The organism is Nonomuraea sp. NPDC003754 (assembly GCF_053605785.1).
Map to the genome: position 1 here is coordinate 88,813 of NZ_JBSGJX010000037.1, position 11,507 is coordinate 100,319.

The following is an 11,507-nucleotide window of genomic DNA, read 5'->3' on the forward strand; positions in this document are numbered from 1 at the left end:
TCCCGACCGGGCCGGTGAAGGACGGCCGGCTGGTGCGCCACCCGCCTCGCGTACCGTCAGGTTCGAGGAGGCGGGCTAGGTGTGCGGCTGCGGCTGATACAGGCTGGACAGAGGGGCCAGGTCGGCGGCCGGTACGGCCAGCCGTACGTGTGGCTCCAGCGACTCGATCTGCTCCCACCTCACGTAGCGGCTGTGGCGGTGCAGCCGGCGGATGACGACGCGCACCAGCCAGGGACTCTGCCCGCCAGGTCCCCGCTCGTAGCCGAACAGCTGGCCCGTGTTGCGCGGCACGACGATGAGCCCGGAGACCCGCAGGGCGTGCTGCACCTGGCCGAGCATCGGCCCGTCCTGGCTCAGCTGGACGTCGGCCACCTGGCCCACCACGGCGCCGGTCGCGTCGGCGACGGGGCGGCCGATGAGCGGGCCCAGGCGCAGCTCGTCGACCGGCTGGCTCCTGCGCGATGGACGATGATCGGGCCCGCCGGAGGTGGCGCCGCTGCCGGGCAGCGGAGCGATGAGGTGCGCCCGCGCCCAGCGTTCCAGCGCCGCTTCCTGAAGGTCGCCGCCGACCCTGATCGCGCTGCCGATGTCGGAGACCAGCTCCATGGGGATCCGCTGCGGCGCCGGGTCCTCCTCGGGACGGAACAGCTCGGTCACCGACACCATCAGGCGGCCCACCACCCCGCCGATGCGCGGCCCGAGTGCCAGCGGCCCGGTCAGGACGGCGGCCACGTACGGCCGGCCCCGGTCGTCGAAGGCGAGGGCCAGGTCGTCGACCTTGCCGGCCAGGCTGTCGTCGTCCGCCCTGACCAGCTGCCTGTCGAGCAGGTGGAGCTGGGCGTGCAGGGTCCTGGCGGCCGTCATTGTCCCGCCTTGGTCGCGAGCATCAGCGGGATCGCCGCCGCGGCGACCACGAGGAGCAGGATCATGTAGGCGGTGCCCAGGGCGTTGGACAGGCGCCCGTTGACGTGCTCGCCCATGTAGTCGGGGTCGTTGGCGATCATCAGGACCGGCAGGTAGGTGAGGGGGAGTGCGGCGGCCGACAGGACCAGCGAGTACTCGGTCACCTTGATCGGATCGATCGTGGTGAGGATCAGCGCGGTGGCCACGATCACCGCGAGCAGCAGGGTCACATGGAACCTGGCCGCGTCCTTGGGCTTGACGAACTTGCCCCACTGCCAGCCGAAGTACTGGGCGACGGTGTAGCCGGACGACAGCGCGGTCTCCAGCGTGGCGCCGAAGGTGGCGGCGAACACCCCCAAGATCACCGCGGCCAGCCCGGCCTGCCCGAGCGCCAGTCCGGCCGGCAGCGCCATCTGGCCGAGCGTGTCCACCTCGATGTGGAGCGGCAGGAACACCGTGGCGGCGCACGCGGCGATGGCCAGCGACAGCAACCCGCCCAGCGGGAAGCCGACGAACACGTTCGCTCTGGCCTCGCCCAGGTCTTCGCGGGTCCAGCGCTCCTCCACGCCTCCGGAGGAGAAGAAGAACACCTCGTACGGCGTCATCGCCGCGCCCAGCAGCGCGATGGCGTAGTACCAGTAGGTCGGCGCGCCCTCATCGGGCGGCGGGTGGGTCACCTGGTGGGCCAGTTCGCCCCAGTCGGGGCCGAGCTGCCACAGGGCGCCGACGAACACGATCAGCGCCAGCCCGGCCAGGCCGAAGACCCGCTCCATGGTGGAGAACCGCACCCGCCACATCACCAGCCAGGCCACCAGCCCGACTCCGGGCACCCACAGGAGATAGTTCATTCCGGTGGCCAGCTCCAGCGCGAGCGCGGCGCCGCCGATCTCGGCGGCCAGCGTCAACAGGTTGATGCCGAAGGACGCGCCCAGGTTGACCAGCCCGGCCCGGGGTCCGAGCCGCTCCCTGACCAGGTCGAAGACCGGGCGCTGGGAGACGGCGGCGATGCGTCCTGACATCTCGGCGAACAGGCAGATGCCCGCGACGCCGACCACCACCACCCAGGCCAGCGACATCCCGAACCTGGCGCCCACCAGCGAGTTGGCCACCAGGTCGCCGATGTCGACGAAACCGCCGATCGCGGTGAGGATGCCGAGCGTCACGCCGAACAGCTTCTTCACTGGTGGGCCTGCCCGAAAGCCCGCAACGCGGCGCCCAGCGCGCTCAGGTTCCGTACGGCTCGCCGCGGCTCCTCGATGCCGTCGCGCCTGACCTCGATCAGCAGTTCCTGCACCTCATCGGCCGCGGCGGAGGTCAGACCCGTCACCTGGGCGCGCACCTGGTCGGCCGCCTTCGACGGCGGTTGCACCGCGCTGAACTGGTCGTTCACGCTCCCCAGGTCGCGCGCCGCCTCGGTCAGGAGGATCGTCAGACAGGGGGTGGTTAGCTTGTCGCGGCCGGCCACGGCCAGCCGTACCAGCTCCACGCTGGAGGCGGCGGCCTCGGCCGTCGCCCCCGCCTTCAGCGCGTAGTCGTGATCGCTCCACGCCGGGCTCGCACACCCGCCGGCCGCCAGGACGATCGCGGCCACGGCGAGCGCGCGCCTCACGAGTGCCTGCTGAGCAGGAAATAACCGAGCAGCGCCAGCAGCCCGATCAGTTGCCCCCAGGCGGCGAGCAACACCAGCCCTTCATCCTTCACGCCGATCATCTACCCCTGGAAACGCGCCTAATCCTCGGCGTTCCCGAGCCTGGCGGTGCGTCCGTGCCCTGACGCGTGGTGGGCGACCTCAGCCGCGCAGCGGGAAGTGACAGGCCACCTGGTGCGCGCCGCCCGTCAGCGGCGGCTCGCTCTCGCAGATCTGCTCGGCGAACGGGCACCGGGTCCTGAACCTGCACCCCGACGGCGGGTTCTGCGCGCTGGGCAACTCCCCGCTGATGGCGACGCTCGGCCGGACGGCCACGCCGGGCTCGGCGGCCGGGACGGCGTCGATCAGCGCCTGCGTGTACGGGTGCCTGGCCGCCCGCACCACGTCGTGCGCCGGGCCGACCTCGACGAGCTTGCCCAGGTACATGACGCCGATCCGGTCGGCCATGTAGTCGACGACGGACAGGTCGTGGCTGATGAACACGTAGGCCAGATCCAGCTCCCGCTGCAGGTCCCGCATCAGGTTGAGCACCTGCGCCTGGATCGACACGTCCAGCGCGCTCACCGGCTCGTCGCCGACGATCAGCCGTGGCCGCAGCGCCAGCGACCTGGCCAGCCCGATGCGCTGCAACTGCCCGCCGGAGAACTCGTGCGGGTAGCGCTCCAGCACCCGCCGCGACAGCCCCACCTGGTCCAGCAGGGTGGCGACGCGGGACCGGCGCGTGCCGGGGTCACCGTCCTGCTGGATCTCCAGCGGCTCGGAGAGGATCGCGTCGATGCGCATCCGCGGGTTCATCGCCGCGTAGCTGTCCTGGAACATCAGCTGCACCTGCCGGTGCATCCGGCGGCGCGCCCGCCGGTCCAGCGTGGCGATGTCGGCGCCGTCGACGACGATCCGCCCGTCCGACGGCTGCTCCAGCCCGACGACCAACCTGCCCACCGTGGACTTGCCGCACCCCGACTCGCCGACGAGCCCGAACGTCTCGCCGGGCCGAACGTCGAACGACACCCCCGCGACCGCGCTCACCTGCCCGGTACGGCGGCGCAGCCCGCCACCGGCCGCCTCGTAGTTCTTGACCAGGCCGCGGACCGACAGGATCGGCTCCACCGCGGGAACGTCAGGCCCTTCCGCGGGCCCGGAGCCGGGTGCGGAGCCAGGCACGGAGCCGGTTGCGGTGGCGGTCACGGCGGCGGGCACGGCCGGCGTGACCGCACGAGCCGTGACAGGCGGCTCGGCGACCGGGTGCAGGCAGGCGTGCCGGTGCTCCTCACCCGTCAGGACCACCTCGGTGGTACGGCACGCCTGCGTGACATGCCGGCAGCGCGAGGCGAACCTGCAGCCGGTGAGCGGCCTGGACAGGTCGGGCGGCAGCCCGGGGATGCTGTAGAGCCTGGCGCGCGAGCCGTTCTCGCGGGCGGCGGCGCCGGGCAGCGACTCCATGAGCGCCTCGGTGTAGCGGTGCCGTGGCGAGCGGAACAGGTCCGCGGTCGCCGCCGACTCCACCACCCGGCCCGCGTACATCACCGCCACCCTGTCGGCCCTGCTGGCGATCACCCCGAGGTCGTGGGTGACCAGGATGACCGCCATCTCGTATTCCTCGCGCAGGTCGTCGATCAGGTCGAGGATCTGCCGCTGCGTGGTCACGTCGAGCGCCGTCGTCGGCTCGTCGGCGATCAGCAGCCGTGGAGAGCAGACCAGCGCCATGGCGATGACGACCCGCTGGCGCATGCCGCCCGACAGCTGGTGGGGATAGGCGTCGATGATCTTCTCGGGGCGGGGCATCCCGACCCTGCGCAGGATCTCGACGGCCCGCTCGCGGGCCTCCGCCTTGCTGACGCCCTGATGGACGCGCAGCGGCTCGGACACCTGCGCGCCGATCCGCATCGTCGGGTTGAGCGAGGTGAGCGGATCCTGGAAGACCATGCCCATGCGGACGCCGCGGATCGCGCGCACCTCGGCGGGCGGCAGCGACAGCAGGTCCTGGCCTTCGAAGAGGATCTCCCCGCCGACGACACGGCCGCCGTGGGGGAGCAGCCCCATGACCGACAGCGCGGTCATCGTCTTGCCGCTGCCCGACTCGCCCACGACGCCGAGCGTCTCGCCCTGCCGTACCTCCAGGTCGACCCGGTCGAGTGCGTGGACGACACCCCGGCGCAGCGTGATGTCGGTGCTGACGTGACGCAGCCGCAGCACGGGCGTGCTCGCGTCGATCGGTGCGCTCATGTTCCCGTTTCCTGCTAGCGCCGCCGGAGGCGGACCTCGAAGACGTCCCTCAGCCCGTCGCCCATGAAGTTGAAGGCGAGCACGATGAGGATGATGGCGATGCCGGGCGGGTACAGCAGCCACCAGTGGCCGCTGTAGGTGTCGGCCAGGCCGTCGGACAGCATCCCGCCCCAGTTGGCGGCCGGTGGCGGCACGCCGAGCCCGAGGAAGGACAGGTAGGCGACGTAGAGGATGGCGTCGGCCACCTGGAAGGTCGCGTTGACGATCACGGTGCCGATGGCGTTGGGGATGATGTGCCGGCGTACGGCCCTGCCGCCGGTGCCGCCCATGGACCGCATGGCGTGCACGTACTCGCGAGAACGCAGGGTCAGCGCCTCGCCGCGCACCAGCCTGGCCGGGCCGAGCCAGGCGAACGCACCGATGATCAGGATCAGCATCGGCACGCTCGGTGTGACGATCGTGGCCATCAGCATGAACAGGAACAGCGACGGGATCGACATCATGGCGTCGACCACGCGCATCATGGCCGCGTCCACCCAGCCGCCGGCGAACCCGGCGATCGCCCCCCACAGCGTCCCCACGAAGGTGGCCAGGACACCCGCGGCCAGGCCGACCACGAGGGAGGTTTGCCCGCCGAGCATGAGGCGGCCCAGCTGGTCGTAGCCGACGCCGTCGGTTCCCAGCGGGTGCCCGGCCGTACCCGGTGGCAGGTGGACCGACGCGAGGTCGGTGTGCACCTGGTCGGTCTGGTAGAACAGCGGGCCGAGGAAGCAGATCGTGCCCAGCACGACGAACAGCGCCAGCCCCACCAGGGCCAGGCGGTTCTCGGCGAAGACCGACAGGCCCTGACGCCACAGGCCGCGCACCGGCGCGTCGTCGGCGTCGAGGGGGGTCCCGGTCGTCTCGGTCGTCTCGGTCGAGGTGATCATGCGCGGCCCGCCCTGAGCCGCACCCTGGGGTCGGCCACCGCGTAGAGCAGGTCGGCCAGCAGCGCGCCGACCACGGTGGCGACCGCGATGATCAGGGTGACGCCGAACAGGATCGGGAAGTCGCGCTTCAGCGCGGCCTGCCAGAACAGCTGTCCCATGCCGGGGAAGTTGAACAACGACTCCACCACCAGCGCGCCGCTGAACAGCGCGGGCAGGTACATGCCGAGCAGCGTGATGACGGGGAACAGGCCGTTGCGCAGGGTGTGCAGGCCGACCACCCGCCCTTCGGACAGGCCCTTGCTCCGGGCGGTGCGCACGTAGTTCTCGTTGAGGTTGTCGACCATCGAGGAGCGCACGTAGCGCGAGTACACCGCGATGGTCACGACGGCCAGGGTCACGGTCGGCAGGACCAGGCCCGCGGGGTCGGCCAGCACCTCACCCAGGGTGAAGCCCTGCGGCGCCTCGGGCGGCAGGATCGGCCAGACCTGCGAGAAGACAATGATCATCATGAGGCCCAGGAAGAAGATCGGGGTGGCGTAGGCCAGCAGGGACAGGGCGGTGATGGCGTAGTCGGGCCACCTGTTGCGCCGCACCGCCTGCACGACGCCCAGCGGGACGGCCACGACGATGGCCAGCAGCGTCGACAGCAGCGACAGCACCATGGTCTTGGGCAGCCGCTGGCCGATGGCCTCGGTGACCGACTGGTTGAGCTGGAAGGAGTAGCCGAGGTCGCCGCTCAGCAGGCGTTGGACGTACATCACGTACTGCTGCGCCCACGGCTGGTCGTAGCCCATCTCGTGGTTGAAGGCCGCCAGCTGCTCCAGCGTCGCCTCCTTGCCCAGCGTGGCCCGCGCCACGCCGCCGGGCAGCAGATGCAGGATGACGAACGTGATCATCGTGACGAGCACGACGATGACCAGGGCCTGGCCCAGGCGCGTGATCAGATACCGGGCCACGGAGGCCCCTCCTTGTTCCGGGGACCCCGGCGGCCCTGTCGCGGGCCGCCGGGATCGGGGACGGTCGCTGCGTCAGCTCTTCCAGGCCCAGTCCTGGAAGAACATGCCGTTCATCGGGTCCTGCGGGTCGACCCCCTGCAGATCCGCCCGGAAGGCCGAGATCTGGTAGACGGGGTTCGGCATCCACAGCACCGGCAGGTTCTTTGCCAGGTGGTCGTTGTAGGCCTTGAGCGTGGCCTCGTCGGTGGAGAACTGCGTCGCCTCGATGAGCCGGTCGGCCTCGGGGTCGCTGTAGCTGCCCAGGTTGACCGGCGCGCCGGTGGCGAACAGCCGCTCGCCGCTGGCGAAGGCCGGGTAGTACCAGCTGCCCTGGGAACCGAAGAAGGACATGTCCCACGTGCAGCTCGCCTCGGACGGCTTGCAGATCGGGGTGACCGCGACGGAGTCCGGCACCTCCTTGATGGTCAGCTCGATGCCGACCTTGGCCATCTGCGACTTGATCTCGGCGAACATCTTCGTCGTCGCCGCGAAGCCGGTCTGGCTGGTGACCGTGAAGGCAAGCGGCGTGCCCGCCTTGACGCCCTCGCCGCACTGGCCGGCCGCGCTGCCCGGCTTCTCGCAGGTGGTCCGCCCGTCGGGGGTCACCTTCCAGCCGTTGCTCTCCAGCAGCTGCCTGGCCTTGGCGGGGTCGAAGCCGTAGACGCAGCCCTCCCCGCTCCCGTTGGTGCCCGGCTTGCTCGGGACGGGCCCGCACGTCGGCGCGGCCATGCCGGACCAGACGACCTTGCTGATGGTCGGCTGGTCGATGAGCATCTGCATGGCCTGCCGCAGGTACAGCTGCTTGAACAGCGGCCCCGAGGTGGGGTTGTTGTAGTTCAGCTGCAGGTAGGTGATGGACCAGCCGTACCAGGGCGAGATCGTGTAGCCCTTGGACTCGAGGTACTTGCGCTGCGACAGGTTGGCGGGGGGCAGGTAGCCGTAGTCGATGTCGCCGGCGCGCAGCACGTTGAACTCCGCGTCGTCACCCGTGAACGGCCGGAGCACCACCTTCTTCAGCTTCGGCTTGTCGGTGCCGGAGTAGTTGTCGCGGGCGGCGAGGACGACCTCGCCGTTCGGCACGTACTTCTCCAGCTTCCACGGGCCGCTGTTGACCTGCCACAGCTCGTTGGTCGCGTACGTCTTGGGATCCTTGGCGGCGGCCAGCAGGAAGTCGAAGACTTTTTTCGCACCTTCGGGGGTTTTGTCGAGGTCGCCCACCGTGCCCGTGGCCGAGTCCTTGTCCCAGACGTGCTGGGGCATCGGGACGATGCGGTTGAGCTGGTTCCCGACGAACCAGGCGGTGTTGTAGACCTTCGTGGTCGTCAGGGAGAAGGTCTTCTCGTCCTTGACCTTGAACTCGGTGATGTTGTCGGGGAACCCGCCGGCCCGGTAGGAGGCCCACCTGTCCTTGTTCGCGCTGACGAGGTTGTACCAGAACTGCACGTCCCGGGTGGTGACGGGCTTGCCGTCCGACCACGTGTTGTCCTTCAGCGTGATCGTCAGGGTCTTGCCGCCGTCGCTGACCTCGGGCGGCGCGGCCATCGAGCGCTCGGGGTCGATGTTGTGGACGGCCGAGCCGTCCAGCCGGTACTCGTACAGGTGACGGTACTGCGCGGCGCCGAAGATGGCGTTCTCGCCCTGGGTGAAGCCGGGCGCCGAGATGGGCAGGATCCAGTTGGGCGTGCGCAGGGCGACCGTCACGGTGTCCTTGCCCTGGCTGCCGCCCTCGCCGTTCTGGGCGCCCTTCGGCGAGCCGCCGCCGGCGCCGCCGCACGCGGTCAGGCCCAGGCCGACGGCCATCACACCCGCTAGGGCGACGGTGCCGCGGAGTCCGCGCCTGTGGAATCTGGTCCCCATGGGATCTCCTCGATTGACGGGCACCGGCCCTGCGCTTTCGGGGCTCTGGTGCGCTCAATCCGGAGAATGTATAGACGCATATGTTCGAAGTCAACGGAACTAACCACTTTGTTTCGCTAACTTATTTCGCGTTAGAGTCGAAGTGCGGCGTGGTCCATGATGGGCCTCGGTGCAATCGCGGTCCGGGAGACCGGCCGTAGGGAGGAGAGGCATGTCGGACCCAACGAGCCCCGCCAACTTGCGTGAGCAGGCGCTCAGCCTGTTGGCCAGCGGCGAGGCCACGTCCCGTGCCGACCTCGTGGAGAACCTGCAGGTCGCGCCGTCGACCGTCTCCAGCGTGGTACGGCGGCTGCTGGAGGAGGGCGCCATCCTCGAGGAGGGGGTGGGCAGGTCCACCGGCGGGCGCCGGCCCCGCATCCTGCGCCTGCGAGACGCCGGCGGCGTCTACGCCGTCTCCGAACTCGGCGCCGGGCACGCCCGCGTCGGCCTGTGCTCCCCCGACGGGCGGCTGCTGGCCACCGAGGAGATCGCCATCGACATAGCGGCAGGACCCGGCGAGGTCTTCGACACGGTCGAGACCGCCTTCGACAGGGTCCGAAATGTCGTCGCCGCGGGCCAGGCCTTCCTCGGCGTCGGCCTCGCGCTCCCCGGACCCGTCGAACACCCCAGCGGCCGGCTGATCGGCCCGGCCAGAATGCCGGGCTGGAGCGGCTTCGACGCGCAGGCCGGCCTGCGCGAGCGCCTCGGCCTGCCGGTGGTCGTCGACAACGACGCCAAGGCGGCCGCCATCGGCGAGCACATCACCCGCGGCAGGGACACCGGCGACATGATCTACGTCAAGGCCGGCACCGGCATCGGCGGCTGCCTGGTCAGCGGCGGCCAGATCTACCGCGGCGGCCGCGGCCTCAGCGGCGACGTCACCCACGTCCGCGTCGCCGACAGCGGCGAACGCGAGTGCTCATGCGGCGCGCGCGGCTGCCTGGAGACCGTCGCCAGCGGCGCCGCCCTGGCCCGCCAGCTGGGGGAACGCGGCCTGCCCGTCAGCACCACCCGCGACGTCATCGCCGCGACCGTCAACGCCGAACCGTCCGTCGTGACCATGGTCCGCCACGCCGGCGGCCTGCTCGGCGTCGCCCTGTCCGGCCTGGTCAACTTCCTCAACCCCGACGCCGTCGTCATCGGCGGCGCGCTGTCCAGCCTGGACGTCTACGTGGCAGCCGCCAGGAGCATGCTCTACGAGCGCTGCCTGCCGTCCATGACCCAGTCCCTGTCCATCGAGGCCAGCGTCGTCGGCCCGGATGCGGCCCTGCTCGGCCTCGGTCATCTGGTCCGCGCGTCGGCCGACGTCCGACCCTCCTGAGGAGCCCCCACCCGTGTCCCGCCCCCTCCGCATCGCCATCGGCGGCGTCCACATCGAGTCCAGCACCTTCTCGCCGCACCTGAGCACCACCGACGACTTCGAGGTCACCCGCGGCGCCGCCCTCCTGGCGCGGTACGGCTGGCTCGCGCCCACCGCCCCCTGGGCCGAAGGCGTCGAATGGATCCCGCTCGTCCACGCCCGAGCCCTGCCCGGCGGCGCGGTCACCCCCGCCGCCTACGACGCGTGGGCCGCCGAGATCGTCGAAGGGCTGACCCAGGCCGGCCCCGTCGACGGCGTCCTGCTCGACATCCACGGGGCGATGAGCGTCGTCGGGCGCGACGACGCCGAAGGCGCGCTCGTCGCCGCCATCCGCGCCGCGATCGGGCCCGAGCCGTACCTGTCGGCCGCCATGGACCTGCACGGCAACGTCTCCCACGACTTCTTCCACGGCTGCGACCTGCTCACCTGCTACCGCACCGCCCCCCACGTCGACGTGTGGGAGACCAGGGAGCGCGCCGCGCGCAACCTCGTCGACGCGCTGCGCAGGGGCGAGCGCCCGCACAAGGCGCTCGTCCACGTGCCGATCCTGCTGCCCGGCGAGATGACCAGCACCAGGATCGAGCCCGCCGCCGGCCTGTACGCCCGCGTCCCCGAGATCGAGGCCAGGGACGGCGTCATCGACGCGGCCGTGTGGATCGGGTTCGCCTGGGCCGACGAGCCCCGCTGTCGCGGCGCGGTCGTCGCCACCGGCACCGACGCCAGCGCCACCGCCGAGGCCGCCCGCGAGCTCGGCGAGCTGTTCTGGGCGGCGCGCGACGAGTTCGCCTTCGTCGCGCCGACCGGCACCATGGACGCCTGCCTCGACGAGGCCGTGGTGGCGGTCAAGGACCCGGCCCGGCGCCCGTTCTTCATCAGCGACTCCGGCGACAACCCCGGCGCCGGCGGCGCCGACGACGTCACCTTCGCCCTCGGCCGGCTGCTGGCCCGCCCGGAGGTCGCCGACGGCTCGGTCAGGGCGGTGTTCGCCTCGCTGGTCGACCCCGACGCCGTGGCCCAGGTGGCGAGCCTGCCGATCGGCTCGCCGGTGAGCGTGCGCGTCGGCGGCCGCATCGACACCCGCGCCCCCGGACCGCTGCCGATCGACGGCGTCCTCGAAGCCGTCGCCGCCGACCCCGACGGCGGCACCTGCGTCAGCGTGCGGACCGGCGGGCTCAGCGTGTTCGTCACCTCCCGCCGCATGCAGTACCGCGAGCTGGCCTCCTACACCAGGCTCGGCGTCGACGTCGCGGAGGTGGACCTGGTCGTCGTGAAGATCGGCTACCTCGAACCCGAGCTGTACGACGCGGCCGGCGACTGGCTGCTGGCCCTCACGCCGGGCGGCGTCGACCAGGACCTGACGCGGCTGCCGTACGAGCGGCTGGCCCGCCCCGTCTTCCCGCTGGACCGCGACTTCACCGCCGACCTCACCGTCGTCACCGGCTGACCGGTGAAGGCCTACCCACGTTGTCGGCGACGAAGGCGATCTGGTCGGGGGCGAAGGTCGAGTAGACCGAGCAGGACGTGCCGCCCGCGTGGACCGCGCCGAGATCGGC

The 11,507-nt window shown here is 71.2% G+C and carries 9 protein-coding genes; 2 read left to right on the top strand and 7 right to left on the bottom strand.

Annotation, left to right across the window (positions count from 1 at the left end; translation table 11 throughout):
• Positions 1–75: 75 nt before the first annotated feature.
• From ACWEVS_RS35030 to ACWEVS_RS35060, 7 genes are all read right to left on the bottom strand, one after another.
• Positions 76–864: a hypothetical protein gene (locus tag ACWEVS_RS35030; RefSeq protein WP_452554963.1), complete on the bottom strand. Its 789-nt coding sequence runs from the start codon at positions 862–864 to the stop codon at positions 76–78.
• The gene (locus ACWEVS_RS35035; RefSeq protein WP_452554965.1) at positions 861–2,084 is read right to left on the bottom strand and encodes an NRAMP family divalent metal transporter; all 1,224 of its coding nucleotides are present in this window, start codon (positions 2,082–2,084) and stop codon (positions 861–863) included. Before ACWEVS_RS35035 ends, ACWEVS_RS35030 begins: the two co-directional genes overlap by 4 nt.
• Positions 2,081–2,512, bottom strand: a complete 432-nt coding sequence (locus ACWEVS_RS35040) for a hypothetical protein (RefSeq protein ID WP_452554967.1) — start codon at positions 2,510–2,512, stop codon at positions 2,081–2,083. Before ACWEVS_RS35040 ends, ACWEVS_RS35035 begins: the two co-directional genes overlap by 4 nt.
• Positions 2,513–2,692: 180 nt before the next feature.
• Positions 2,693–4,774 (bottom strand): dipeptide ABC transporter ATP-binding protein, encoded by a 2,082-nt coding sequence (locus ACWEVS_RS35045; protein WP_452554969.1) that lies wholly within the window; start codon positions 4,772–4,774, stop codon positions 2,693–2,695.
• A gap of 14 nt (positions 4,775–4,788) precedes the next feature.
• Entirely contained in the window at positions 4,789–5,703 is a 915-nt protein-coding gene (locus ACWEVS_RS35050) for an ABC transporter permease (RefSeq protein WP_452554971.1), read from the bottom strand.
• Positions 5,700–6,659 (bottom strand): ABC transporter permease, encoded by a 960-nt coding sequence (locus tag ACWEVS_RS35055; protein ID WP_449928123.1) that lies wholly within the window; start codon positions 6,657–6,659, stop codon positions 5,700–5,702. The genes ACWEVS_RS35050 and ACWEVS_RS35055 overlap by 4 nt, the downstream gene beginning before the upstream one ends.
• Before the next feature lie 72 nt (positions 6,660–6,731).
• Positions 6,732–8,555: a peptide ABC transporter substrate-binding protein gene (locus tag ACWEVS_RS35060; protein ID WP_452554973.1), complete on the bottom strand. Its 1,824-nt coding sequence runs from the start codon at positions 8,553–8,555 to the stop codon at positions 6,732–6,734.
• 211 nt (positions 8,556–8,766) lie between these two features.
• On the opposite strand from ACWEVS_RS35060, the gene ACWEVS_RS35065 reads away from it, so the two are divergent.
• Positions 8,767–9,915: an ROK family transcriptional regulator gene (locus tag ACWEVS_RS35065; RefSeq protein ID WP_452417674.1), complete on the top strand. Its 1,149-nt coding sequence runs from the start codon at positions 8,767–8,769 to the stop codon at positions 9,913–9,915.
• 13 nt (positions 9,916–9,928) lie between these two features.
• Positions 9,929–11,398, top strand: a complete 1,470-nt coding sequence (locus tag ACWEVS_RS35070; RefSeq protein ID WP_452554975.1) for a M81 family metallopeptidase — start codon at positions 9,929–9,931, stop codon at positions 11,396–11,398.
• Positions 11,399–11,507 lie beyond the last annotated feature (109 nt).

Excerpts from the sequence above, each read along its gene's own strand:
- ACWEVS_RS35030 (WP_452554963.1), bottom strand. The coding sequence starts at position 864 with ATGACGGCCGCCAGGACCCTGCACGCCCAGCTCCACCTGCTCGACAGG.
- ACWEVS_RS35065 (WP_452417674.1), top strand. The coding sequence starts at position 8,767 with ATGTCGGACCCAACGAGCCCCGCCAACTTGCGTGAGCAGGCGCTCAGC.
- ACWEVS_RS35045 (WP_452554969.1), bottom strand. The coding sequence starts at position 4,774 with ATGAGCGCACCGATCGACGCGAGCACGCCCGTGCTGCGGCTGCGTCAC.
- ACWEVS_RS35060 (WP_452554973.1), bottom strand. The coding sequence starts at position 8,555 with ATGGGGACCAGATTCCACAGGCGCGGACTCCGCGGCACCGTCGCCCTA.
- ACWEVS_RS35050 (WP_452554971.1), bottom strand. The coding sequence starts at position 5,703 with ATGATCACCTCGACCGAGACGACCGAGACGACCGGGACCCCCCTCGAC.